Genomic DNA, 25300 nt, shown 5'->3' on the forward strand with positions numbered 1-25300 from the left:
GGCTTAGCCTACCCGTGCGGGTTCCAGGAACATCGCCTCGACCAGGTCGCCGCACCATTTGAGCAGCTCAAGGTCACGCAATGGTTGCCCGCCGAGGGGTTTTGTCTTGGGCATGGGCACGAGCAGGGTCTCCGCCGCCTGCTTGTAGATCGCCTTCTTGTATAGCCGGTCGAGCCTGACCTGCTGCGACTCTTTGAGCTTGGCAGGGCCGAACTTGATGTTCTGCCCCATCAGCGTCACGTCGGTGAGGCCTGCCTGGCGCGCCCTGATGCGGAACCTGGCCACCTCGAAGAGGTTCTCGACCTCCTGGGGCGGCCTGCCGTACCTGTCGGTCAGCTCGGCCCGCACCTCCTCGATGTGGATGTCCGCGGTGATCGCCGCGATGCGCTTGTACGCCTCCAGGCGCAGCCGCTCCGAGGTGACGTAGCCGTGCGGGATGTGCGCGTTGATCGGGAGCTCGACCTTGACGTCCGCGTGCTCCTCGGCCGCCGGCTCGCCGGACAGCTTGGCCTTCTGCTCCTGTACGGCTTCCGCCATCAGGCGCACATACAGGTCGAAGCCCACCCCGGCGATGAACCCGGACTGCTCGGCGCCGAGCACGTTGCCCGCGCCGCGGATCTCCAGGTCCTTCATCGCGACGTACATGCCCGCGCCCATCTCGGTGTGCTGCGCGATGGTCGCCAGCCGCTCGTGCGCCGTCTCGGTGAGCGGCTTCTCCGGCGGGTAGAGGAAATAGGCGTAACCGCGCTCGCGGCCACGGCCCACCCGGCCGCGGAGCTGGTGGAGCTGGGACAGGCCGTAGTTGTCCGCCCGGTCGACGATCAGCGTGTTGGCGTTCGGCACGTCCAGGCCCGACTCGACGATCGTGGTGCAGACCAGCAGGTCGTAGTCGCGCTCCCAGAAGCCGACCATGATCTGTTCGAGCTGGTGCTCGTTCATCTGTCCGTGCGCGACCGCGATGCGCGCCTCGGGGACGAGCTCCTTCAGCCTGGCCGCGACCTTGTTGATCGAGGCCACCCGGTTGTGCACGAAGAAGGTCTGGCCGTCGCGCATCAGCTCGCGCCTGATCGCCGCGGTCAGCTGCTTCTCGTCGTACGGCCCGACGAAGGTGAGGATCGGGTGCCGCTCCTCCGGCGGGGTGAGGATGGTCGACATCTCGCGGATGCCGGTCAGCCCCATCTCCAGCGTGCGCGGGATCGGCGTCGCCGACATGGCCAGGACGTCGACCTGCGTGCGCAGGTGCTTCATGGCCTCCTTGTGCTCGACGCCGAACCGCTGCTCCTCGTCCACGATGATCAGGCCGAGGTCCTTGAACCTGACCTCGGGGCTGAGCAGCCGGTGCGTGCCGATCACGACGTCGACCGCGCCCGAGCGCAGCTCCTCCAGCGTCGCCTTGACGTCGGAGTCGGTCTGGAAGCGGGAGACCGGTTTGACCTTCACCGGGAAGCTGGAGAACCGCTCGTTGAACGTCGACATGTGCTGCTGGACCAGCAGCGTCGTCGGCACAAGGACCGCGACCTGCTTCCCGTCCTGCACGGCCTTGAAAGCGGCGCGCACGGCGATCTCGGTCTTGCCGTAACCCACGTCGCCGCAGATCAGCCTGTCCATCGGGATCGGGCGCTCCATGTCGCGCTTGACCTCGTCGATGGCCTCCAGCTGGTCGCCGGTCTCGGCGTAGGGGAAGGCGTCCTCCATCTCGCGCTGCCACGGCGAGTCCGGGGCGAACGGGTGGCCCGGACTGGCCATGCGGGCGCTGTAGAGCCTGATGAGCTCACCGGCGATCTCCTTGACCGCCTTCTTCGCCCTGGCCTTGGCCTTGTTCCAGTCGGCGCCGCCCATGCGGCTGAGCGTGGGCGCCTCGCCGCCGACGTAGCGGGTGACCTCGTCGAGCTGGTCGGTGGGCACGAAGAGGCGGTCGCCCTTGGCGTACTCGATGACCAGGTATTCGCGGGTGGCGCCCTGGACGGTCCGCTGGACCATCTCGACGTAGCGGCCGACGCCGTGCTGCTCGTGCACGACGTGGTCGCCGACCTTGAGCTGCAGCGGGTCGACCATGTTGCGCCTGCGGCTGGGCAGGCGGCGCATGTCCTTGGTGGAGGCCTTCTGCCCGACGAGGTCGAGGTGCGTCAGCACCGCCACCTCCGGGGTGACGAACCCGTGCTCGATCAGGCCGGTGGTGACGTGCACGACCTTGGGCTCCGGAGCCTTCTCCAGGTATTCCACCAGGCGGGCTGGCACGTCCACGCCCTTGAGCAACTCGACCATGCGCTCGGCCGGGCCGTGGCCCTCGCTGAGCAGCACGACCGCCTTGCCCTCGCCCAGCCAGCCCTTGATGTCGTCGAGCGCCTTGCGGGTGTCGCCCCGGTAGGCCTCGCTGTCATGCGCCTCCAGCTCGACTCCCGTGCCGAACGGCGCCATGGACCACCACGGCTGGCCGAGCACGTCGGCGTGCAGCCGGATCTCCTCCAGCGAGCGGAAGGCGGCGGCGCCCAGGTCGATCGGCGCCTCTCCCCCGGCTGCCGCGTTGATCCAGGAGGCCTCCAGGAACTCCTGGCTGGTGCGAACGAGCTCCTCCGCCCTGCTCCTGATGCGCTCGGGGTCGCAGACGAAGACGGCGGCGCGCGCGGGCAGGTGGTCGATCAGCAGGTCCATCTCACCGGCGGCCAGCACGGGCGCGAACGCCTCCATGCCCTCCACCGGCGTGCCCTCGGCCAATTGGTCGAGCACCTCGGCCAGCGCCGGGTGCTCCTCCGCCAGCGCCCTCGCGCGTTCCCGCACCGAGTCGGTCAGCAGCATCTCGCGGCACGGCGGCGCGAACAGCCCGTCCTGCGCCACCTCCAGCGACCGCTGGTCGGCCACCTTGAACCAGCGGATCTCCTCGACCGTGTCGCCCCAGAACTCCAGGCGCAGCGGGTGCTCCTCGGTCGGCGGGAACACGTCCAGCAGGCCGCCGCGCACCGCGACCTCGCCGCGCTTCTCCACCATGTCGACGCGGTGGTAGCCGTTCTCGACCAGCTTCTGCACGACGTCCTCGAGATCGGCGTCGTCGCCCGCCTTGAGGCGCATCGGCTCCAGGTCGCCCAGGCCCTGCACGATCGGCTGCAGCAGCGCCCGGATCGGCGCGACGATCACCGACAGCGGGCCCGCGCTCAGGTCGCCCTTGACCGGATGGGCCAGCCTTCTGAGTACGGCCAGCCGCTGGCCCACGGTGTCGCTGCGGGGCGACAGGCGCTCGTGCGGCAGCGTCTCCCACGCGGGGAAGACGGCCACGGTGCTCGGCTCGATGAGGCTGGTCAGGGCGGCGGCGAGGTCTTCCGCCTCCCGCCCGGTGGCGGTGATCGCCAGGACCGTGCGCTGGTCGTGCCCCGAGAGCGCGGCCACGCCGAACGGGCGCAGCGCGGGCGGCGCGACCAGCGCGACGTCGCCACCCGTCTCGAGTGCTGAGGTCAGTTTCGGATCGGCGGCAACAAGGTCAAGCAGTCCAGAAAGACTCATTCGGATACGCCCAAGCCCCACGATGGCAACACGACTACCCCCGAACGAGTCACTCGTGGGGGTTCTGGCTTTCCAGCCTACTCTTCGCTCTTTCGAGGCGTGCCAGATAGCCGCCCCTCCCGGCCCAGGCCCTGACCAGGTCCCCCTCGGCTACTCCGTCGACGGCCCCGGTCAGCGCGCGGAGCGCGTCGATCCTCCGGTGGCCGTCGTCGATCGCCAGGAAGCTCATGCCTCCGGCGGTGTGGCGGACCCTGAGCACCTTGCCCTCGACCATCCGGGTCGGCTTGGCCGTGGCCGCGTTGGCCCGCCAGGTCTTAGCCACCAGCAGGCCGATCGGGACGAAGATCACGAACATGCACACCAGCGTGATCAGGCCGCCGCCCACCAGCATGAACATCGACACGAAGAACGGCGCCGGGTCGTCGGGCCCCTGGTCACGCAACGCGTACCAGAGCGAGACGCCCAGCGCGCTGCCCACCCAGACGACGAAGATCAGGCTCAGGATGAGCCCGGTGAGCGCCTTGCTCTCCCCCGGGTACCTGACGCGCACCCGGTGCCACAGGCCGCCGTGGTCCGACCAGACGTGCTCCGTACCCTTGGGCTGGAGGATCGGCAGGCTCGCCATCGCGTCCCTCGGCAGCCCGAACGCCGCCGCGTACGCGAACTGCCTGCCCCAGATCGTCACCGCTGCGGCCGGCAGGTAGGCGATGCGCGCGATGCCCGCCAGGTGGTCGCGCACGCTCAGCCAGTGGCCCGCGGCGCGGCGCCCTCGCGCCGTGAGGCGCTCGCCGCTCAGCAGCCGGTCGAACGCCGTCGTCAGGCCGAGTGCCAGCAGGATCACCGGCGGCGCCAGGCCGCCCTTCGGCGTACCGCCGAGCAGCGGGATGACCAGCACGTCGGCCAGGCCGCCGAGGAGGAAGCAGGCGATGAGCCCCGTGACGGACATCCCCGTCCCCACTCCGCCCGCCTTCCTGGTGAGCCCCCTTTGCCGCGCCTCTTCCACGACGTCGCGCTCGAACCTGTTGCGCCAGGCGTCGAGGTCGCGCGAGCCCTCGGCGATGGCTTCCGTGGCCACCGTCGGGCCGAGGTCGCGCAGGTGATCGAGTACGGCACGCTCGTAGGGACGCAGTTCCCCGTCGCGGCGCACTCTGACGAGGGAGAGCTTGGGCCCCACCTCCTCGATGTCCACGAAGCGACGGGCGGCGAGGTCCAGCACCGTCGCCGTGGCGGCCTCGTGGCTGAGCACCCCGTTCTCGGTGATCAGATCGACGACGGCCGGGGAGAGGTCGTCGAACTCCTGGTCATATTTCTTGCCGCTTCTGGGCCCTTTGGTGGCACGGATCCGCCACAGCAACTGGAGCACCCACAGCCCGACGAAGACGGCCGTCGCCACCGTCAGCGCGAGGACCACCGTCAGAACCTGACCTGCGTCGGCCCGCGCTCGGCGTCGGCCACCTGGAAGTACTCCCGCTCGTGGAACCCGGTGACGCCGGCGACCATGTTGGCGGGGATGGTGTGGATGGCGTTGTTGTAGGTCAGGACGGCGTCGTTGTAGTACTGCCGGGAGTAGGCGATGCGATTCTCGCTGGTGGAGAGCTCTTCCTGGAGCGCGGCGAAGTTCTGGTTGGCCTGGAGCTGCGGGTAGGCCTCGGCGACGGCGAACAACCCGCCGATGGCGCTGGACAGAACGCTCTCCGCCCGCGCCCGCTCCCCGGGGCCCGCCACCTGCATCGCACCTGCTCTGGCCTGGAGAACGGCTTCCAGCGTCTGCCTCTCGTGCGCCGCATAGCCCTTAACCGTTTCGACCAGGTTCGGGATGAGGTCGTGGCGTCGTTTGAGCTGGACGTCTATTTGCGCCCAGGCGTTGTCGACGGCGTTCCGCTTGGTGACGAGACCGTTGTAGACCTTCACCATGACGCCCACCAGCAGGGCGATCAGGACGATGACGACTAGCAGGGGGATCATCGGCTGCTCCTTTCGGGTCCAGCCTGATTGTCCGCCGCCGCCACCACCTGAGTACCCCCTTACTCACACCTGCGCCAGCCCAGCCTGTAGCCGCCCGCCTAGGGTGACGATGTTGCCGGAGCAGTACCGCCTGAGCGACGGTCACCACCCACCCAAACCTCTCAACGTGGCCCAGAGGGACGGTCGGCCAGTACGGCGCCGACCGATAGCGCCGCCGTCACGCCCTATCGGACCAGGACCAGCCCCGCCAAGCAGGCCGAGCGGCTAGGCGCCACCGCCGAGGAGCGCGAGCCTACTGATCACCTACCCGCCGTCGTTCGGCGCCGGTCCCACAGATCGACCGGTGCGGAGACGTTGCCCCGCACTGACGGGCACTGCCAGAGGTGGCCAGCCACAGCAGGAGCAAGGGCGGGCGGGTGGGCGGGTGGGTGGGCGGGCGGGCGGAGTGCGGCGGGTGAGGGCGGGTGGTGGGGTGGTTGGAGGTGGGGAGAGATGGGTGGTGGGAAATCCCTCACGAATGGGCGTGCATTGATTACTCTGGGTGACATGTCTGAGCTGCGGTCTGTCGCCCTAAGAGGCGATCTTTTCAGTCAGCGCATCCGCGAGCAGTGGACCGAGCAGCTGGGCAGGCGACTGGACCTGCTCATGGTCGGCTGCGTGCACGAGGAGGAGCTCGACCTCGAGCGCATCGAAACCAGGATCACCGGCGTGGACGAGGATCTCCCAGCGATCCGAGCACGGGTCGAGCAGCGGACGGATCTCACCTCATGGACGCTCGGGGACCTGAGGTCGGTCCCGGTCCGGCCGCGGTCCTATGACGTGATCATGATTTCCTACCTGCTGGAGCGGATCCTGCACACCGAGCTGGTGCTCGACCGTCTCCTCCACGGCCTCCGCCCCGGCGGCCTGATGTTGATCCGGATGCGGGACAGGAACTCCGCCTACGGCCTCTGCGACCGGATCACCCCCGGCTGGATGCGCAAGGCGCTGTGGTCCCGCCTGGTCCCCGCGGGCACCACCGGCCCGCTCCCGGCGATCTACGAGCGGGTCACCTCACGGGACGGCATGCACGCCTTCTGCCTCGTCCGCGGCCTCATGATCACCGACGACGAGACCTCGACCAGCGGCCCCGCGATGGGCCGGGTGGGCGGCGCGGTGGTGGCGCTGGCCGACAAGCTGTCCCGCGGACGCAACACCTCCTCCCACGACGAGGTCACGATGGTGATCAGGAAGCCGCAGAACCACTTCGCCCGGCTCATCTGAGCGAAGAACCCCCAATTCCTTCTCCCAGGAGAGCGGAGGGTCCCCCCGCGGTAGGGGCGCTCCTAGCGTGGGGTCATCACCGGGAACCAGATGCCGTCCGGCCGCTCCGGGTCCATGGCGGCGCTGAGCGGGGTCGTCTCCTTGCCGTCCGCGCTGATCAGCACCATCCCGGCCTTGTTCGAGCCACACGCACCAACACAGCCCAGCCCGATGAAGTGGGAGTTGTCCGTCCAGCCGAGGAACTGCGGCCCCGGGGTCCTCCCGACCACCTGCCCGGTCCGCCGGTCGGTGATCTTGAACGTCTCGAACACCAGACTCCCGTCCGGCGAGACCGGAGAGATCGGGGCAACCCCCTGGAAGTCGACGACGCTCTCGTCAGCGGGCGCGGGCTGCTCGACCCCCTCAGGCGTGTAGTAAACCCACCGCGGGTCGAACTTCGCGGTAGGAGCCGCGATGAGCCTGCCGTCCACGCTCCACCGCAGATTCTGGCGCGCGTTGTCGTTGCCCGCCCTCGCCGGGAGCGCTCGGAAGACAGCCTCACGGGTGGCCACGTCCACGATGTAGTAACCGTCGCGGTGGGACTTCCTGTAGGTGGTCAGCAGCAGTTTGGTCCCGTCCGGCGACCAGGCCACCGAGCCCGCAGGACGCTCCAGAGAGGCCCACCAGGTGACCTCGCGGGTGTTCATGTCGAGGAGGCCCATCCTCGCGCCATTCCCGTCGAGCACCGCCGCCTGCCGCAGGCCGGGCGCCACGTCCACCCAGGACCACGCGGTGCGCTCGTAGGTCCCGGTCCTGGGGTCGTACAGCCACCAGGTCAAACCCTTGCCCGATTGCGTGAAATATGCGGACATGGCTAGGCGGCCGGCCGCGATCAGGTTCCTGGGCGGGACGTTCTGGGTGTCGGCGAGCACGTCGTCAGGCGTCACCGAGACCGGCGCCGGGCCCTTCCCGGACGTCACGTACGGCACAGCCACGGCCACAGCCGCGAGCAGAGCAGCCACCACCACGAAGAAGGGCATGATCCGGACGCGCCTCCGTAGCGCCCGGTCGGCCAGGTCGTGCGGGACGTGGGCCTCGGCTGCCCACTCGGAAAGCGTGTCACGCAGCAGGTCAGTCATCGTGCGACCTCCTCGATGTTGATGTCGGCGATCTCGCGCAACCGGGCCAGCGACCGGTGCGCCGTGCTCCGTACGGTCCCGACGGAGCAGCCGAGCTCCCGCGCGACCTCCTGCTCCGGCAGGTCCTCGAAGTAGCGCAACACCAGCACGGTCCGCTGACGCGGCGTGAGCTTGGCGAGGGCGGAGCGCAGGACCATGCGTAACTCGCTCTGGTGCGTACTGTCGGGCAGGGCGTGCTCCGGCAGGGAGAAGACCTCGGGCCTGCGGCGGGAGACACGCCACCAGCTGATCTGCTGGCGGTACATGACCTGCTTCACGTATGCCTCGGGCGATTCGACCCGTTCCCAGCGGGAGGCGAGTTTCGCCAGCGCCGTCTGGACCAGGTCCTCCGCCGTGTGCTGGCTTCCCCCCGCGAGCAGGAAGGCCAGCCGCATGAGCGACGGGGAGCGAGCGGACACGAACTCCCGAAAGCCGCGTTCCTCATCGGCGTTCAAAGACCACCTCCAATGTCACCCTCACAGACGCCCCAAGGAGTACGCGGCTATGCGCCCCTTCCGGAAGACTTGCTTGTCGAGATAGAGTGTTTTCCTACCAAGTCGATCGGAATAGTTGGATGACGCACACGGAGTGGACCCCCGCAGCACACGAGCTGGCCGACCTGGAGCTGCTGCTGTCCGGCGCCTTCCACCCGCTGACCGGCTTCCTGGGCCACGACGACCTGCACGCCGTGCACGAGCGCGGCACCCTCGCCGACGGCGCCCCGTGGCCCGCCCCCGTCACCATCGCGCTGCCCGAGGACACCGCGGACGAGGTCACGCTGCTCGACCCCGAGGGCGTGCCGCTGGCCGTCCTGACCACGGGCACGCTGAAGGTCCAGGGCCTCAACGCGCCCGAGCACGGCCCGTTCGCCCGGCTGCGCCGTACGCCCGAGCAGGTCCGCCTGCAGCTGGCCGGGCGTGACGCGCTGGCCGTCACCATGCGCGGCCCCCTCGACGACCGCACCGAGGCCGAGATCGCCGCCACGGCCAAGGAGCTCGACGCCGTCGTCCTCCTGCTCCCCCTCTCGTACGGCGAAGCCGGACCGGCGGTCGTTCGCGCCGCGCTGAAGTCCAAGGACCGCCTGCCCGAGGGCACCGAAGTGATCCCCGTCCCCCTGGCCCCCCGCGAGGACCCGGCGATCGACCTGGAGCTGCGCGAGCACGTGGCGGAGAACTACGGCGCCACCGAGCACCTGGCCGGCCCCGAGCCGGTCACGCTGCCCGGCCCGCCGCACCGCCGCGGCCTGGTCGTGTTCTTCACCGGCCTGTCCGGTTCGGGCAAGTCCACGATCGCCCGCGGCCTGCGCGACGCGCTGCTGGAGAGCGGCAGCAGGAAGCTCACCTACCTCGACGGCGACGTGGTGCGCCACCTGCTGTCCAAGGGCCTGACGTTCTCCAAGGAAGACCGCGACCTCAACATCAGGCGCATCGGCTTCGTCGCCGCCGAGGTCGCGCGGCACGGCGGGCTGGCCATCTGCGCCCCCATCGCCCCCTACGCGGACACCCGCGAGGAGGTGCGGGAGATGGTCGAGGCGGTCGGCGCCGACTTCCTGCTGGTGCACGTGTCCACGCCGCTGGAGGAGTGCGAGCGGCGCGACCGCAAGGGCCTGTACGCCAAGGCGCGGGCCGGGCTGATCCCCGGGTTCACCGGGATCTCCGACCCCTACGAGGAGCCGGACGACGCCGATGTCGTCATCGACACCACACATCTGTCCATCGAGACGGCCGTCGCCCAGGTGCTGGGCACGCTCCAAGGAGTGGGATGGGTTCGCTGATCGACTTCCCCCTTGTCCTCGGTTCCTTCCTCGTCGCGATCGTCGTCGGCCTGACCGGCATGGGCGGCGGGGCGCTCATGACGCCGATGATGATGTTGTTCTTCAACGTCCCGCCGCTGGCCGCCGTCTCCAGCGACCTGGTCGCCTCGGCGGTCATGAAGCCGGTCGGCGGCCTGGTCCACCTGCGCAGGGGCACGGTCAACCTGCGCCTGGTGGCGTGGCTCTGCGTGGGTTCGGTGCCCGCAGCGTTCTGCGGGGTCTTCGTGGCGCGCATGTTCGGCGACATCCAGGGCACCGTGAAGATCGCGCTCGGCGTCGCCCTGCTGCTCGCGGTGGCGGGCCTGATCGCCAAGACCTTCCTGGGCAACAAGGGCGGTACGGCGAGCGCCCACGAGATCGTCGTGCGCCCGATTCCTACCGTACTGGTCGGTACGGTAGGCGGGCTCGTGGTCGGCATCTCCTCCGTCGGCTCCGGCTCGCTGATCATCGTGGCGCTGCTCGCGCTCTACCCGGCGCTGAAGGCCAACCAGCTCGTCGGCACCGACCTGGTGCAGGCCGTGCCGCTCGTCGCCTCGGCCGCGCTCGGCCACCTGCTGTTCGGCGACTTCCAGCTCGACCTGACCGTGTCGCTGCTGCTCGGCTCGATCCCCGGCGTCTACCTGGGCGCCCGCGTGTCCGCCTGGGCGCCGGGCGGGGTCATCAGGGCGCTGCTGGCGATCGTGCTGCTCGCCTCCGCGCTCAAGCTGCTCAACGTGAACAACGTCGCGCTGCTCTGGGTGATGGCGGCAGCCGTACCCCTGACCGCCCTGATCGGGCTCAAGGCCTCGGCACGTACGTCGACCGAAAATAGGGATCTCTCGCGAGTTCCGTGAACGCCCGCTCGGCAGCCGGGCTGGCGTCGAAGCGGGTGTCGCCGCGCGGCGCGTGCGGCGAGTCGAAGTAGACCAGCGCCTTGATCTGCGGATAGCGCCTGATCTGCTGGCGCACCGAGGCGAAGAACGGCTGCTTGGCCTCGTCGGCGAACACGCCCCACTCGGCGACCATGATCGGCTTGCCCGGGAAACGCTGCTGCATCCAGCGGTAGAAGCCCGGCCACTTGGCGTGGTCCTTGCGCGTCTTGTTGACCAGCCCGTCGAAGTCGCGGACGCGCTCGTCCACGTAGGGGTCCATGGCCACCCAGTCGACGACGTCGTCGCCCGGGTAGAGCTGCTCGAACCAGGCGTTGTTGGCCCAGTTGGGCGCGCCCATGTAGGTCATGACGGTCACCGCGTTGCGCACGCCCTGCTCGCGCAGGCGCAGCACGACGTGCCTGAACATCGCCGCGTAGTCGGCAGCCGTCATGCCCGAGCCGTCCGCCGCCTGGACGTCGTTCTCCGGCTCGTGGTGCACGGTGAGGAAGAACCGCTCGGGGAAGGTCTGCCTGATGTTGGCGGCCAGCCGGTCGATCCTGTCGTCGATCGCGCCCCCGGCGATCTCGGCCCAGGTGTGGTCGAAGGACGGCTTCCAGTTGATGAGCAGCAGCCTGGGCCTGGCCGGGTCGCGGGCGAGCTCGATCTCCCCCTCGGTCGGGAACAGCTCCTTGCCCCGGTGGTAGACGTGCAGGATGTCGGCGGGCCTGCCCATCCTGTCCTCGGCCCGCTGCAGCGCCCTGGCCGAGTTCATGCCCGTGAAGATCTCCGGCGCGATCCCCCACCACGCGCCGCAGGACGGGATCAGCTTCGCGGTGACCGTACAGGGCGCTTTGGAGGCCCAGCCGGTGGCCGACGGCTGATGACTGCCTTCCGCACCAGAACAACCCGCAAGCGCCAGCAAAAGCATAATTCCCGGCAAAATGCGTCTCGCCATGTCTCCCCCCGTGAATGTCATTCGTCACCATGCCACGGCGATAAACAGCTCGTCAGCCAGAGTGACCAGGGGATTCATCCGAAATTTCGGCATTTAGGGGTGCTTCTCCGCGTGGCGGCGGAGAAAATCTTGCGTATTCAACCGGGGAAATATCCCTCCGCCCTATAGTGACCCAGTGTTGCCGAAGCGCAACGTGCTGTAAGCGCCCCCCGGGAGGATCCGCCTTTATGAGCCTGTCGCCGGATTTCGGCACGGATCTGGCGGAGCACGTCTCGCTGCTCCGCAGGCGCAAGCTGCTCTTCCTGGGCTGCGTGCTGGCGTTCGTGGCGGGCAGCGCCCTGCTCCTGAAGGTGACCCCGCCCGCCTACACCGCCACCACGCAGGTGCTCGTCGCCTCCACCGGCGTCCAGGACCAGGCCAACCAGGTGACCGGCAGGCAGCGCGAAGCGCTCAACCTCGACACCGAGGCGCAGGTCGCCCAGTCGGCCGTGGTCCAGGCGAAGGCGGCCGAGCTGCTCAAGACCCCGGCGCCGCTGCCCGCCGAGGTGACGGTGCCGCCCAACTCGTCGGTGCTCTGGATCTCCGTCACCGGCCCGGACCCCGCCGTGGCAGCCGCCCAGTCGCGCGCCTACGCCCAGGCCTACCTGACCAACCGCACCGAGACCGCACAGCAGGCGCTGGCCGCCCAGCTCAAGACGCTGCTGGCCAAGCTCAAGCAGGTCAACACCAGCGCGACCGACGTGGTCGAGGAGATGGACAAGCTGGCCAGGGGCAGCGCCGAGCGGACGATCGCCACCCAGCGGCTGAGCGTGCTCAACAAGCAGACCTACAGCCTGACGATGAAGTACGACGGCCTCAAGACGGTCGCCGTCACCCCGGGCACGGTGATCAGCCAGGCGACCACGCCCACCGCGCCCAGCTCGCCCAGCCTGCCGCTCTACCTGGGGAGCGGCCTCATGCTCGGCCTGGTCGCCGGGGCCGCCGCCGCCTACACCCGCGACCGGCTCGACACCAGGCTGCGTACGGCCGGCGACGTGGAGCGCCTCACCGGGCTGTTCGTGCTGGCCGACCTGTCCGGCCCGCCGGACGCCGCGGCCATGCTCGACCTGTCCTCGGCCGTCGTGGCGTCGTGCCCCGGCGAGCGGCTGCTGGTCAGGCCGGTTCCCGCCGCGCTGGGCGCGGCGGGGCTGGCGGAGCTGGCCGACAGCGCGCCCCTGTCGGTGCTCGACGGCGCTGACGTGCGCGACCTGGCGCGGGCCGACGCCGCGCTGCTGCTCGTGGGGCTCGGCCAGGCGAGCGCTGCTGACGTGGCGGCAGCCGTACGCCATCTGAACAGGCACGACGTGCCGATCATCGGAGCGGTGACGACCAAGCCGGAGCAAACCCAGAAGGCCGTGGAGACTGCGCCGCTGCGGCAGGTGCAGGAGAACACGTGAAGAGCCCGGCGTGGCCGATCTGGGCGTTGCTGGTCGGCTATCCCGTGTGGTGGGCGCTCGGCTTCGGCGGGTTGTCCGTCGTGGTCATGGCCGTGCCCATGGCCGCCATCCTCTGGAAGCGCAGGCCGATCAGGCTGCCGCGCGGCCTCGGCCTGTGGGCGCTCCTCCTGGCGGGATACGCGCTCAGCGCGCTGACGCTGGGCGAGATGCCGCCGGACACCTACGGCGCGCTCAGCTCCGGCCGGATCGTCGGCTACGTGATGCGCCTGGCCCTCTACGTCGCCCTGTTGATCATGGTGCTCTACCTCGGCAACCTGACCCACAAAGAGCTTCCCCAGCTGCGCCTGGTCAGGATGCTCGGCGTGCTGTTCGCCACCACCGTGGCCGGCGGGCTGCTCGGCGTGTTCTTCCCCAGGTTCGAGTTCACCTCGCCGGTCGAGCGGCTGCTGCCCGGCTGGATCAGTGGCAACTCGTTCGTGCAGAACATCATCCATCCGACGGCCGCGCAGATCCAGAAGGTGCTCGGCCACGCCTCGCCCCGCCCCGAGGCCCCCTTCGAGTGGGCCAACGCGTGGGGCAGCAACGTGTCGGTGCTGCTCATCTGGTTCGTGGTCGGCTGGTGGGTGTACGGCGGGCGGCACCGCAAGGCGGCGGCCGTCGCCCTCGTGGCGCTCGCCTCGATCCCCGTCGTCTACTCGCTCAACCGCGGCCTGTGGATCGGCCTCGGCGTCGCCGCGGCCTACGTCATGCTGCGCGTCGGCGGCAGGACCCGGCTGACGATCGGCCTGGCCGCGGTGGGTGCCGCGGCCGTCTTCGCGCTCAGCCCGCTGGCCTCGCTGGTCAGCCAGCGCCTGGACAACCCGCACAGCAACGACATCAGGGCCTTCACCGTCTCCGCCACGATCCAGGCGGCCGGCTACTCGCCGGTCATCGGGTTCGGCAACACCCGCAACGCGCTGGGCAACCACCGCACGATCACCACCGGCAAGACCGAGTGGTGTGGCGAGTGCGGCCATCCGCCGCTGGGCAGCGACGGGCAGCTCTGGCTGCTGATCATCACGCAGGGCTTCGTCGGCGCCTTCCTCTACGTCGCCTTCTTCGCGGGGGCGGTGTTCAGGCACTGGCGCGACCGCAGCCCGATCGGGCTGGCGGGGGTGCTGGTCATGCTGCTCGTGCTGCTCTACATGTTCGTCTACGACGGCCTGGTCACCCCGCTCAGCCTCTACCTCATCTCCTTCGCCCTCCTGTGGAGAAACCAGTCCGTCTCATGACCACTGACGCGCGCATCAGACTGCGCTACCTACGCCAGACCGTGGGCCTGCTCTTCCCTGGCCCGGACGACCTGCGCGCCTACACCGTGCTCCCGCACTGCCGCCTGCCGCGCCGCATGGCGCCGCGCCGCTGGTGGCACCTGCCGTTCGGGCCGAAGGTGATGCTCCCGGTGAAGGACTCGATCGAGAGCCACCTCAGCGAGGTGCTCGGCACCCCGGTCAGAGCCGTCATGCACGTACGGCCGGCCCGCCGCGCCAACCGCAAACCCATCCTGGAGGCGCACGACGCGTCCGGCCGGGTCGCGTTCGTCAAGATCGGCGACACGTCCCGCACGTGCGAGCTCATCACCAACGAGGCGGCGGCGCTGCGCAAGCTGGCCGACCTCCCGCTCAAGACGGTGGTCGCGCCGACCGTGCTGCATCACGGCACGTGGAACGGCCTGGCCGTACTCGCGCTGTCGCCCCTGCCCGTCACCCGCGGGAAGGTTTCCCCGGACCTGCTGAGAGCGGCCGTCAGGGAGATCGCGCAGTCCGGCGGCCAGGACGGTGCGGCCTGGCACGGTGACCTGTCGCCGTGGAACATCTGCCCGTCGGCCGACGGCCGCCTCCTGGTCTGGGACTGGGAGCGCTACGAGGTCGGCGTGCCGTACGGGTTCGACGCCTGCCACCACCTGTTCCAGCGCGCGCTGCGCGGGATGCGACCGGCCGTGGCGGCGCAGGCGTGCCTGGCCGGCGCGGTGGAGGCGCTCGCCCCGCTCGGGCTCTCCGCGGCCGAGGCCAGGCGCACGGCCATCCACTACCTCATCGCCCTGGCCGATCGGCACGCCGCCGACGGCCACGAACCGCTCGGTCCCCCGGCCGAGTGGCTCAGTCAGCTCGTCGATCATCAGGAGTTGTTGACGTGAACGCCATGAAGCACTCGGTGCTGTCCGTGTCGCGGACCACCGGACGGCTCACCTCCGGCGGGCGGCTGCTGCCGTCTTTTCTGATCGTCGGTGCGCAGCGTTGCGGCACCACCTCGCTCTACCGCGCGCTCGCGCAACATCCCCTGCTGGCCAAACCGGTGCTGCACAAGGGCGTCCACTACTTCGACGTGGCCTATTCGCGCGGGTTGCCCTGGTACCAGGGGCATTTCCCGCTGCGCGTCGGGGCCGCGTTGCTGAAGCGGCGTTACGGGCAGCGGCCGCTGGCCTTCGAGTCGTCGCCCTACTACCTGTTCCACCCGCTGGCCGGCGAGCGCATCGCGCACGACCTGCCGGGGGTGAAGCTCATCGTGCTGGTGCGCGACCCGGTCGAGCGGGCCTTCTCCGCGCACTCGCACGAGCTGGCCAGGGGGTTCGAGACCGAGTCCAACTTCGAGTACGCGGTGGAGCTGGAGGTCAAGCGGCTGGCGGGGGCAGAGGCGAGCCTGATCGCCGACCCGCACTCCGTCCACCACTCCCACCAGCACCACGCCTACCTGGCCAGAGGGCGCTACGCCGAGCAGCTCGACCGGCTGGAGCCGGTGTTCGGGCGCGACCGGATCCTGGTGATCGACAGCCACAAGTTCTTCGCGACGCCCGAGCGCGTCTACGACCGGGTGCTGGAGTTCCTCGGCGTGCCGCACATGGGCGACCCGGTCTTCGAGCGGCACAACGGGCGGGCGCGGCCCAAGCCGCTGCCCGAGTCGGTACGGCAGGCGCTGACGGATCACTTCGAGGTCTACGACACGCAGCTCGTGCCGTGGCTCGGGGGTGAGCCCTCGTGGCGTCGATGAACCGCCTCGCGCGCGGCGGCCTGGCCGGGGTGACCGGGGCTGGGGCGAGCGCGCTGGCGCAGTTCCTGCTGGTCGTGGTGGTGACGCGGGCGTTTCCCGCCGAGCAGGCGGGCACGTTCTTCACGGCTGTGGCGCTGGCGCTGATGGTGGCCGGGGTGGCCAGGCTGGACGCGGGCAACGGGCTGATCTACTTCATCGCGCGGTCGAAGGTCTACGACTACCGCTGCGTGTCCGGATATTTCCGGGCAGCGTTGGCGCCGCCGCTTGTGGTGGCGTCGGTGGCGGGCGTCGCGCTCTATCCACAGCTGGGGATACTCGCGTTCATCGTGCCGGTCATGGTGGCGGTCGACATCCTGCTGGCCGCCACCCGAGGGTTCGGCTCGATGCGGCCGACGGTGCTGCTCGACGGGGTGCTGCTGCCGGTGGCACAGGTCGTGCTCGTGGGCCTCACGGCCTTCGCCGGCGGCTCCGTGGTGTGGCTGGGGATCGCCTGGGCCGTGCCGTACGCGCTGGTGCTCGTCCTCGCGATCGTCTCCCTGCGCGGGCGGATGCCGCGCAGCCCCTACCTGCCCGGCACCGGGCGCGACCTGTGGCGCTACACCGCTCCCCGGTCGCTCGCCGGGGCCATCCAGGCGGTCTTCCAGCGGCTCGACATCGTCATCGTGGCCGTGCTCGGCGGGCCCGTGCAGGCGGCCGTCTACACGGCCGCGACCCGGTTCAAGGTCGTGGGGCAGCTGGCCAACCAGGGGCTGGCGCAGGCGGTGCAGCCGCGGCTGGTCAGGGCGCTGGCCGAGGGCGACGTGGCGCGGGCGCGCGAGCTCTACCAGGCGACCACGATGTGGCTGGTGCTGCTGACCTGGCCGGTCTGGCTGGGCTACGCGGTGCTCGCGCCGTGGCTGCTGCGGATCTTCGGCTCGTCGTACGGCTCTGCCGTACCGATCGCGCTGGTCCTGTCGGCCACGATGATGCTCGCCACCGCGTGCGGCATGGTCGACGTGGTGCTGACGGCGGCCGGGCACACCACCTCCAGCCTGTTCAACCTGGTGGCGGCCGTCGGGTGCACGGTGCTGCTCGACGTGGCCCTCATCCCGTCGCAGGGCGCGCTGGGCGCGGCGATCGGCTGGTCGGGCGGGGTGATCGTGAAGAACCTGCTGCCGCTGTGGCAGATCCACGCCCGTTACGGCCTGCGCCCCTTCGGCCGCCACAGCCTCGCCGCGCTCCGCCCTCGCTCCTGGGCGGCGGCGACATGACCGAACGAAGCGAGGGCACCGATAAGCACGGGCCCGTCCTGGTCACCGGGCTGCCGCGGAGCGGGACCAGCTGGACGGGCAAGATGCTGGCCGCCGGGGGCGAGCTGGTCTACGTCAACGAGCCGCTCAACCCGCAGCACCCGCCGGGGCGCTGCCCCGGAGTCCTGAAGGCCCAGGTGACGCACCGCTTCCAGTACATCTGCGAGGACAACTCTGGCGACTGGCTGGGGCCGTTCCTCGACACCGTGGCGCTGCGCTACCGGTTCCGCGCCGAGCTGGCGCGCAACCGCTCGCCGTACGACCTGGCCAGGATGGTCCGCTACGGCTCCGCCTTCACGTGGGGGCGGCTGACCGGTCGGCGTGCGCTGCTCGACGACCCGTTCGCCGTGCTGTCCGCCGCGTGGTTCGCCAGGACGCTGGGGTGCCGGGTGATCGCGCTGGTGCGCGATCCGGTCGCGATGGTGGCGAGCTGGCAGCGGCTCGGCTGGACGGTCTACTTCCACGAGCTGCTCGAACAGCCGCTGCTCGTCCGCGACCACCCGTCGGTGCTGGAGCTGCGCGAGCTGGTCGGGTCGCAGGACCGGGTGGCCAAGGCGGCGGCGCTGTGGCGGTTCACCCGCTCGATCCTGTCCGGGGTGCCGGGCATCAGGCTCGTGACCTACGAGTCGCTCGCCGCCGATCCGCTCTCTGGGTTCCGCGACCTGTACAGCTTCGCCGGGCTCACCTGGTCGGCGCGCGCCGAGGAACGCATCTCGCGCGCCTGCACGGCCCCCGAGGCCGCCGCACGCGGGTTCGCGTGGTCCGGCCTGTCCCGCACCGCCTACCGGCCCATGGACTCGCGCGCCGCGTTGCTGGCGGCCGGTCAGGGGCTCGCTCCTGACGAGGTCGACCGGATCCGCCTGCTCACCCGGACGCGGCAGCCAGAAGGGGAACCAGCACGTCGCTGATCGGCGTGGGGACGCCGAGCGCGCGGCCCCTGCGCCTGACGACGCCGTTGCGCGCGTCCCACTCCAGCGGGCGGCCGGCCAGCCGGTCGAACAGGATCGACGACCCGCTGTCCTGCGGCATGGCCAGGTACATCGCCACGATCTCGTCGGCCACGCCGTCCGGCAGCCGGGCGCCCTCAGCCCTGGCCACGGTCAGGCACTCGGCGGCGAGGTCGCGGGCGAGCGCCTGGAGGTCGTCGCCGTGGTAGATGGACGCGCGCCGCCCGGCCAGCGCCATGAGCCCGGCCACGGCGTTGGAGGTGAGCTTGCGCCACACCTCGGTGACGAAGTCGTCCGCGTCCTCCACGGTGACCAGGCCGCCGCGCATCAGGTCGGCGAACTCCTCACCCGCGGGGACCTTCACCCGGGACTTGGCGCGCAGCAGCGTCCTGCCCGGCGCGACGGTCTCGGCCTCGATCCACGCGATGGCAGGGACGATCCTCGCCGCCCCGGTGAAGGGCGCGACGCGCTCCCGGTGCTCGACGCCGTTCTGCAGGACCACCACGGTGGTGCGCGGGCCGCACAGGGCGCGCAGGTGGTCGGCTGCGCCCTCGGTCTGGTGGGCCTTCACGGCCAGCAGCACCCAGTCCGCGTGCCCCTCACGGGCCTCGGTGAGCAGCGGGGCGGTGATCGGGTGGACCTTGCCGGTGCGCTCGTCCTCGACGCTCAGCGGGCCGGGGTCGCGCCTGCCGTACAGGGTGAGCTCGTGCCTGCCCGTCTGCTCGACGGCTGCCGCGCAGACCGAACCGATCGCCCCAGGACCTACCAAAGCCACCCGTGCCATGCCGGAACCCTAGCGGCGGCACAGCCTCCTGACGAGGCAGAGGGTGAGGATGCGGACGGCGAACGGCAGGTCGTCCACGAGGTAGCGGCGCGCCAACCGGCCCGGCTCGCTCACCAGGCGGAACACCCACTCGATGCCCGCCTCCTGCATCCACTCGGGCGCTCTGGGGACCGTACCGGCCGCGAAGGCGATCGCCGAGCCGCAGCCGACGAACCACGTGCCGGGGAGCGCCGGGCGTAGCTGGGCGATCAGGCGGTCCTGCTTGGGGAAGCCGAGGCCGACGAACACGATGCGCGGCCTGGCCGCGACGAGCCGCTGCCTGACGGGGGCCAGGCCTTCCTGGGTGGTCTCGAAGCCGTACGGCGGAGCGTCGGTGCCGCAGACGGCGAGGCGGGGGTGCCAGCTCGTCAGCTCCTCCGCTGCTCTGACCGCGACGCCTGGGGGGCCGCCGAGGAGGTAGACGGAGTAGCCCCTTCTGGCGGCCATCTTGCAGAGGGACCAGATGAGGTCGGCGCCGGTGACGCGTTGCGGGAGCGGGGTGCCGAGCAGCCTGGACGCCCAGACCAGCGGCATCCCGTCGGCGACGACGATCTCGGCGGTGGCGACGAGGGTCTGCAGCTCGGGATCCTTGGCGACGGCGCGGCAGATGTCGACGTTGGGGGTGACGACGTGGCCGCCCCTGTCCTTCGCGAGGTGCTCGGCGATCCGCTCGACGACCTCGAGCTCGGTGAGGGGATCCACGGCAACACCCCCCACCACGACCCGCGCGGGCCCCGGGGAATCCACCCTCTCGGGGGCAACCACCCCTCCCGAAGGGAGATCCCTCACGGCCGTGGCCGCTCGCCCCGAAGAGACGTCAGCCCCCTCCGGGGTTGCGACTCTTCCCGCGGGGAGGTCGCTCACGGCGGTGGCCGCTCCTCCCGAAGGGAGATCGACGCGCTGTGGGGCGGCCATCCCCCTCGAAGGGAGATCCGCCCTTTCGGGGGCGGCCGTCTCGGCCTGAGAAGGCTCTGGGGTGGCCTGGCGGGGGATGCGGGGTGGGGCCTCCGTGTCGGGCGTGGTGTCGAAGGTGGTCGGGGTCGTGCGGTGGGGGGTCAAATGCCGTGTCCTCTGTCGTGCAGCGCGCCGAGCACCGCTTGGGCCGAGACCAGGCCCGCCGCCACCGCGAGGGCGATCGGCGCGCGCGGCTCGCCGAGGCGGGTGCCGAGCGTGCGCATCGCCCACCGCCCCGCCGCGCGCCGCCGCCCCAGGGCCGCGTTGTGGAAGGCGAGTTGACCGTAGATCCGCGCCGCGCCGCGCGGATCTACGGCCAGTTCAGGGTGCCGGGCGAGCATCCACTCCAGCCCGGCGATGCGGTCGGCCCACCGGGTGACGTACTGCGACGCCCCCCAGCTCACCCTGACCAGCGGCTGGTCCACGTGCGCTATCGGCTGCCGCTTGGCAGCGCGCAGCGCCAGGTCCCAGTCCTCGTTCTGCCCGCCAGGCGCGCTCTCGTCGACCCACAACGTGCCGCGCTTGAAGAGGAACGTCGAGGAGTGCACCATCACCATCCGCGAACGCACCAGGTCGGCGCTGGTGACCACGTCGGCGCCGGCCAGCCTGGGCACCCGGCGCGAGCCGTACTCGACCTCGATCGCGCAGCTCGCGAACTCCGCCCCACCGGCCAGCGCCGGCGTCTGCGCGGCCAGCTTGCCCGGCAGCCACACGTCGTCGTCGTCGCAGAAGGCGACCAGGTCGGTGTCGAAGGCGGCGATGCCCGTGTTGCGCGCCCCCGGCAGGCCAGGGCTGAGCCGGTTGGGCAGCACCCTGACCGGGTGGTGCTCGTCGGTCGCCGAGTGCGGCGCGACCACCTCGGCGACCTGCTCGGCCACCGCGATCGGATCTGCGCCGTCGACCACGATGATCAGGTCGACGCGGCCCGGATAGTCCTGGGCGAGCACGGATCTGGCCGCGGCGCGCAGTTGCTCCGGCCGCTGCCCGTTCGTGGGGATCACCACGCCGACGGAAGGACTCATCCCCGCACCCCGCTCCACTGGTAGCCGTATCTCGTCATCAGGGGCCAGGTCAGCCCGCGTACCAGCCCGCGGTGTGCGCGGGGCAGGCCGTCGCGCCAGGAGTCGTCCCTGGCCAGCTCCACCGGGCCGACGGCGAACCGCATGGGGTTGCCCGAGGCGGTGTGCGCGGCGGTCAGCGTGGCCGTCGAACCGTCCAGGAACGGGAGGTCGGCGGCGAGGCCCAGGGAGGCGAGCAGGCGGGTCAGCGCGGCGCGGGGGTCGGCCAGCAGGTCCTCGTAACGCACCCGGGTGACCTGGACACCGCGCCTGGCCAGCAGGTCGAGCCCGGCGTTCTGCACGAGCCAGTGCATCGAGGTGCGCACGGAGCCCCAGCGGGTCATCGCGTTGCCGTCCTCGGGGCGGGCGACCGTCCTGCGCCAGGAGTGCGCGACCGCGCGCGGATCGCGCACGACCTGCACGACGTGTACGGCGACGCCACCGGCAGCCAGGCAGAACGCCAGCGAGGCGTGCTTGCTCGAATCGATCACCACGCCGCCCCCGGCCGTCTCCGCCGCCGCCGCGTAAACCCGGCGGTAGGCCCTGACGTACTCGCCCAGGTCGGTGTGGTCGATGCGGGTGATCCGGCGCGTGCGGTCCACCCGGTGGCGCAGCTCGAGCACCCGCTCGGCCACCGCGGAGGTCCAGCCGCCGAACGCCCGCGACCCCACCTCGCGCCAGAACGGGCAGGCGCCGAAGCGCTCGCCGCACCCGCACGGCTCGTCCGCGAGGACGCCGCGCGCCCACAGATGGACCACCTCGCCCAGCGGGACGATCCCCGGCACCTGGCCGAGCAGCCGTTCGAGCAGCGTGGTGCCGCTACGGCCGAGGCCACCCAGAAAGATCACCCGGGAAGCGGACGAAAGGTCATTCACAGGCACGGACCCTCACCTGGCGGATACGGACCGTGGAGACACTAGCGCGGAGAGTAACGAAGGATCAGTGAATCCCTAAAGGATCTACCAAGGCACGGGACCCGTGTACCGCACGTCCCGAGCGCCCACAAATGTCGCCAGCTCCTCGATCGCCCCGGTGACCGCCTCGAACGGGATCGGCCGCTCCAGGTAGACCCCCTCGACGTCGAGCACCCCCGCCTTGCGGTCGAACCGCGGCGCGATGCGCCCGACGAGCTGGTCGCCGTGGAGGATCGGCATCAGGTAGTAGCCGTACTGCCGCTTGGCCTTGGGCACGTACATCTCGGTCCTGAACGCGAACCCCCACAGCAGCTCGGTCCGCGCCCGGTCGCACAGCAGGTTGTCGAACGGCGACAGCAGCGTGGTGCGCGGCGCGACCTCGCCAGGGGAGGCGTCGGCGTGGAGGTACCACTCCTCGTCGCCCCGCCCCTCGACGCGCACCCGGCGGAGCTCACCGGCCCGCACCATGCCGTCCAGGACGTCAGGCAGCCCGGGATAGCGGTCGCGGGTGAAGTGCACGGCGATGTCACCCGCCCGCGCCACCCCGAGCGCACGCACGGCATGACCGGCCGCCTGCCGTACCACCTCGGCCTCGGGAAGGTCGTCGCCCTCCGGCCAGGACGGCAGGCCCCAGACGCGCGCCCGCCCCTTGCGCCCGGCCACGACGATCTTGCCCTGCAGCCAGAGGAACTGCAGCATGCGCTCCACGTTGCGGTCGTTGGTCCAGCCGCTGGATTTCCACGGAACGTCGGCCAGGTCGTCGAACCCGGCGGCGGGCAGCGGGCCGTCGGCCAGCCGTTCGAGGATGTGCGCGCGCAGCTTGGAGTTGGCCGCGATGAAGTCGGCGGCCTGCTCGTGGCGCGGGTAGCGGCTCATCATCAGCCGGTGGATCGGGTAGTCCTCGGTCAGCACGATCGAGGCCGCGTGCGCCCAGTACTCGAAGAGCGAACGCTCCTCCCACAGCAGCGCGTCGATGTCGACGGCGCCGAGGCGGCTGCGCAGCACCAGTTGGTGGCTGCGCGCCACCACGTTGATCGGGTCGAGCTGCAGGCACCGCAGCGCCCGCAGCACGTCCCAGAGCTCGGCGGGGCGCCCGTCGAGCCGCTGGGCGCTGATCGCGAGCCTGCGGGCGTCGGCTACCGAAAGTACGTTCGACATCCGCCCATACTAGCCGCGGGAATCGATGATCATTCCAGCGCCCACGGTGGTGTTCGACGACTCGTCGACGAGGATGAAGCCGCCCGTCAGCCGGTTGCGCGAGTAGTCGTCGACGAAGAGCGGCTGGGTGACCCGCAGGGACACGCGGCCGATCTCGTTGAGCGCCAGCGAGGTCGCCGCCTCGTCGCGGTGCAGGGTGTTGACGTCGAGCCGGTAGTGCAGGTCGCGCACGAGGGCGCGGGCCGTACGGGTGGTGTGCTTGATGGTCAGCTTCGTGCGTGGGGCCAGCTTCACGCCGTCGGCCATCCAGCAGACCATCGCCTCCAGCTCCTGCGCGGCCTGCGGCTGGTTGTTGGGGCGGCAGATCATGTCGCCGCGCGAGATGTCGAGGTCGTCCTCGAAGCGCAGCGTCACCGACATGGGCGGGAACGCCTCCTCGACCGGGCCGTCGAAGGTGTCGATCGAGGCGATGCGGGTGGTGAGGCCGGACGGCAGGTGCATGACCTCGTCGCCGGGCTTGAGCACGCCGCCGGCGACCTGGCCAGCGTAGCCGCGGTAGTCGTGGAACTCGTGGTCCTTGGCCCGCTGGGGGCGGATGACGTACTGCACCGGGAAGCGCACGTCGACCAGGTTGCGGTCGGAGGCGATGTGCACGTTCTCCAGGTGGTGCAGCAGCGACGAGCCGTGGTACCAGGGCATGTTCTCCGAGCGCGAGACGACGTTGTCGCCGTTCAGCGCCGAGATCGGGATGAACGTGAGGTCGGTGACGTTCAGCTTCGAGGCGAACGCCGTGAACTCCTCGCGGATCTCCTCGAAGCGCTCCTCGGAGTAGTCGACGAGGTCCATCTTGTTGACCGCGAGCACGAGGTGCGGCACCCGCAGCAGCGTGGTGAGGAACGCGTGGCGGCGCGACTGCTCCAGCACGCCCTTGCGCGCGTCGATCAGGATGATCGCCAGGTCGGCGGTCGAGGCGCCGGTCACCATGTTGCGCGTGTACTGGATGTGGCCCGGGGTGTCGGCGATGATGAACTTGCGCCGGGGCGTGGCGAAGTAGCGGTAGGCCACGTCGATGGTGATGCCCTGCTCGCGCTCGGCCCGCAGGCCGTCGGTGAGCAGCGACAGGTCGGTGTACTCGGTGCCGCGGTCGCGGCTGGTCCGCTCGACGGCTTCGAGCTGGTCCTCGAAGATCGCCTTGGAGTCGAACAGCAGGCGCCCGATGAGGGTGGACTTGCCGTCGTCGACGGAGCCGGCGGTGGCGAAACGAAGAATGTCCATTTTTAGAAGTAACCCTCACGCTTGCGGTCTTCCATCGCTGCTTCTGATGCCCGGTCGTCAGCGCGGGTCGCGCCGCGCTCGGTGAGCCGGGTGGCGGCGATCTCCTCGATGATCTCCTCGACCGTGGCGGCCTTGGAGGCGACGGCCCCGGTGATGGTCAGGTCGCCGACCGTGCGGTAGCGGACCACCGCCTCGAAGGTCGGCTCGTCCTCGCCGCGGGTGATGAACTTGTTGTCGGCCAGCAGCATGCCGTCGCGCTCGAAGACCGTGCGGGTGTGCGCGTAGTAGATCGACGGGATCTCGATGCCCTCGCGGCGGATGTAGTCCCAGATGTCGAGCTCGGTCCAGTTGGACAGCGGGAACACCCGGATGTGCTCGCCCTTGCGGATCCGCGCGTTGTAGAGGTTCCACAGCTCGGGGCGCTGGTTCTTCGGGTCCCACTGGCCGAAGTCGTCGCGGAAGGAGAACACCCGCTCCTTGGCCCGCGCCTTCTCCTCGTCGCGCCTCGCGCCGCCGAAGACGGCGTCGAACTCGTGCTCCTCGATCGCGTCGAGCAGCGTCGTGGTCTGCAGGCGGTTGCGCGAGGCGCGCCGCCCGGTCTCCTCGGTGACGCGGCCCGCGTCGATCGAGTCCTGGACGCTGGCCACGATCAGCCTGGCGCCGAGCTCGGCCGAGCGGCGGTCGCGGAACTCGATGACCTCGTCGAAGTTGTGCCCGGTGTCGACGTGCATCAGCGGGAACGGGATCGGGGCGGGCCAGAACGCCTTTTCCGCGATGCGCAGCATGACGATCGAGTCTTTGCCACCGGAGAAGAGCAGACATGGACGCTCGAACTCCGCCGCCACCTCACGCATGATGTGGATGGCCTCGGCCTCGAGAACGTCGAGCTGCGACGTGGTGTAGTCGCGCTGAAGCATGCG

General features: G+C 70.4%; 22 protein-coding genes. 9 read left to right on the top strand and 13 right to left on the bottom strand.

The window, feature by feature from the left end; all coding sequences use genetic code 11:
• Positions 1-3: 3 nt before the first annotated feature.
• From mfd to ACIBG8_RS48455, 3 genes are read right to left on the bottom strand one after another with little or no spacing between them, the layout of a single operon-like run.
• Positions 4-3495 carry a transcription-repair coupling factor gene (gene mfd, locus ACIBG8_RS48445; RefSeq protein ID WP_397350106.1) on the bottom strand — a complete coding sequence of 1164 codons (3492 nt, stop codon included), beginning with the start codon at positions 3493-3495 and terminating at the stop codon, positions 4-6.
• Positions 3496-3544: 49 nt separating this feature from the next.
• A complete protein-coding gene (locus ACIBG8_RS48450) occupies positions 3545-4906 on the bottom strand; it encodes a DUF2207 family protein (protein ID WP_397350107.1) in 1362 nt (453 codons plus the stop codon).
• Between the two features lie 2 nt (positions 4907-4908).
• Positions 4909-5460, bottom strand: coding sequence for a LemA family protein (locus ACIBG8_RS48455; protein ID WP_397350108.1), 552 nt, complete (start codon positions 5458-5460; stop codon positions 4909-4911).
• A gap of 546 nt (positions 5461-6006) precedes the next feature.
• Between ACIBG8_RS48455 and ACIBG8_RS48460 the strand changes: the two genes are divergently transcribed.
• On the top strand, positions 6007-6723 hold the full coding sequence (locus ACIBG8_RS48460; protein WP_397350109.1) for a class I SAM-dependent methyltransferase: 717 nt from the start codon (positions 6007-6009) through the stop codon (positions 6721-6723).
• A gap of 62 nt (positions 6724-6785) precedes the next feature.
• Here ACIBG8_RS48460 and ACIBG8_RS48465 read toward each other — a convergent pair whose 3' ends face one another.
• Positions 6786-7841, bottom strand: coding sequence for a hypothetical protein (locus ACIBG8_RS48465; protein WP_397350110.1), 1056 nt, complete (start codon positions 7839-7841; stop codon positions 6786-6788).
• Positions 7838-8335, bottom strand: a complete 498-nt coding sequence (locus ACIBG8_RS48470) for a SigE family RNA polymerase sigma factor (protein ID WP_397350111.1) — start codon at positions 8333-8335, stop codon at positions 7838-7840. The genes ACIBG8_RS48465 and ACIBG8_RS48470 overlap by 4 nt, the downstream gene beginning before the upstream one ends.
• A gap of 119 nt (positions 8336-8454) precedes the next feature.
• Here ACIBG8_RS48470 and cysC point away from each other — a divergent pair, with 119 nt between their 5' ends.
• Together cysC and ACIBG8_RS48480 are read left to right on the top strand one after the other, a co-directional pair.
• The gene (gene cysC / locus ACIBG8_RS48475; RefSeq protein ID WP_397350112.1) at positions 8455-9654 is read left to right on the top strand and encodes an adenylyl-sulfate kinase; all 1200 of its coding nucleotides are present in this window, start codon (positions 8455-8457) and stop codon (positions 9652-9654) included.
• Positions 9642-10526, top strand: a complete 885-nt coding sequence (locus ACIBG8_RS48480; protein WP_397350113.1) for a sulfite exporter TauE/SafE family protein — start codon at positions 9642-9644, stop codon at positions 10524-10526. The genes cysC and ACIBG8_RS48480 overlap by 13 nt, the downstream gene beginning before the upstream one ends.
• Here ACIBG8_RS48480 and ACIBG8_RS48485 read toward each other — a convergent pair.
• A complete protein-coding gene (locus tag ACIBG8_RS48485) occupies positions 10471-11316 on the bottom strand; it encodes a glycoside hydrolase family 26 protein (RefSeq protein WP_397350114.1) in 846 nt (281 codons plus the stop codon). The genes ACIBG8_RS48480 and ACIBG8_RS48485 overlap by 56 nt on opposite strands.
• A 410-nt stretch (positions 11317-11726) precedes the next feature.
• Here ACIBG8_RS48485 and ACIBG8_RS48490 point away from each other — a divergent pair, with 410 nt between their 5' ends.
• The 6 genes from ACIBG8_RS48490 to ACIBG8_RS48515 are packed head-to-tail and all read left to right on the top strand — an operon-like array spanning position 11727 to position 18159.
• Entirely contained in the window at positions 11727-12935 is a 1209-nt protein-coding gene (locus ACIBG8_RS48490) for a YveK family protein (protein ID WP_397350115.1), read from the top strand.
• Entirely contained in the window at positions 12932-14206 is a 1275-nt protein-coding gene (locus ACIBG8_RS48495; RefSeq protein WP_397350116.1) for a hypothetical protein, read from the top strand. The genes ACIBG8_RS48490 and ACIBG8_RS48495 overlap by 4 nt, the downstream gene beginning before the upstream one ends.
• Positions 14203-15111: a hypothetical protein gene (locus tag ACIBG8_RS48500; RefSeq protein WP_397350117.1), complete on the top strand. Its 909-nt coding sequence runs from the start codon at positions 14203-14205 to the stop codon at positions 15109-15111. Before ACIBG8_RS48495 ends, ACIBG8_RS48500 begins: the two co-directional genes overlap by 4 nt.
• Positions 15112-15116: 5 nt before the next feature.
• Positions 15117-15962, top strand: coding sequence for a sulfotransferase domain-containing protein (locus ACIBG8_RS48505; RefSeq protein ID WP_397350467.1), 846 nt, complete (start codon positions 15117-15119; stop codon positions 15960-15962).
• Positions 15959-17212, top strand: a complete 1254-nt coding sequence (locus ACIBG8_RS48510) for a lipopolysaccharide biosynthesis protein (protein ID WP_397350118.1) — start codon at positions 15959-15961, stop codon at positions 17210-17212. The genes ACIBG8_RS48505 and ACIBG8_RS48510 overlap by 4 nt, the downstream gene beginning before the upstream one ends.
• The gene (locus ACIBG8_RS48515; protein WP_397350119.1) at positions 17209-18159 is read left to right on the top strand and encodes a sulfotransferase; all 951 of its coding nucleotides are present in this window, start codon (positions 17209-17211) and stop codon (positions 18157-18159) included. Before ACIBG8_RS48510 ends, ACIBG8_RS48515 begins: the two co-directional genes overlap by 4 nt.
• Here ACIBG8_RS48515 and ACIBG8_RS48520 read toward each other — a convergent pair.
• The 7 genes from ACIBG8_RS48520 to cysD form a co-directional block, all read right to left on the bottom strand.
• Positions 18116-18982, bottom strand: a complete 867-nt coding sequence (locus ACIBG8_RS48520; RefSeq protein ID WP_397350120.1) for a 2-dehydropantoate 2-reductase — start codon at positions 18980-18982, stop codon at positions 18116-18118. The two genes, ACIBG8_RS48515 and ACIBG8_RS48520, sit on opposite strands and share 44 nt — an antisense overlap.
• A 9-nt stretch (positions 18983-18991) precedes the next feature.
• Positions 18992-19723, bottom strand: a complete 732-nt coding sequence (locus tag ACIBG8_RS48525) for a WecB/TagA/CpsF family glycosyltransferase (protein WP_397350121.1) — start codon at positions 19721-19723, stop codon at positions 18992-18994.
• Between the two features lie 353 nt (positions 19724-20076).
• The gene (locus ACIBG8_RS48530; RefSeq protein WP_397350122.1) at positions 20077-20997 is read right to left on the bottom strand and encodes a glycosyltransferase family 2 protein; all 921 of its coding nucleotides are present in this window, start codon (positions 20995-20997) and stop codon (positions 20077-20079) included.
• Complete coding sequence (locus ACIBG8_RS48535) at positions 20994-21881, bottom strand: sulfotransferase (RefSeq protein WP_397350123.1); 888 nt, start codon at positions 21879-21881, stop codon at positions 20994-20996. The genes ACIBG8_RS48530 and ACIBG8_RS48535 overlap by 4 nt, the downstream gene beginning before the upstream one ends.
• 111 nt (positions 21882-21992) lie before the next feature.
• A complete protein-coding gene (locus tag ACIBG8_RS48540) occupies positions 21993-23105 on the bottom strand; it encodes a winged helix-turn-helix domain-containing protein (RefSeq protein ID WP_397350124.1) in 1113 nt (370 codons plus the stop codon).
• Positions 23106-23114: 9 nt separating this feature from the next.
• Positions 23115-24380 (bottom strand): sulfate adenylyltransferase subunit CysN, encoded by a 1266-nt coding sequence (cysN, locus tag ACIBG8_RS48545; protein ID WP_397350125.1) that lies wholly within the window; start codon positions 24378-24380, stop codon positions 23115-23117.
• Between the two features lie 2 nt (positions 24381-24382).
• On the bottom strand, positions 24383-25297 hold the full coding sequence (cysD, locus tag ACIBG8_RS48550; RefSeq protein WP_397350126.1) for a sulfate adenylyltransferase subunit CysD: 915 nt from the start codon (positions 25295-25297) through the stop codon (positions 24383-24385).
• Positions 25298-25300 lie beyond the last annotated feature (3 nt).

This window comes from Nonomuraea sp. NPDC050556 (assembly GCF_044457355.1).
In the GTDB taxonomy this organism is placed as follows: Bacteria; Actinomycetota; Actinomycetes; order Streptosporangiales; family Streptosporangiaceae; genus Nonomuraea.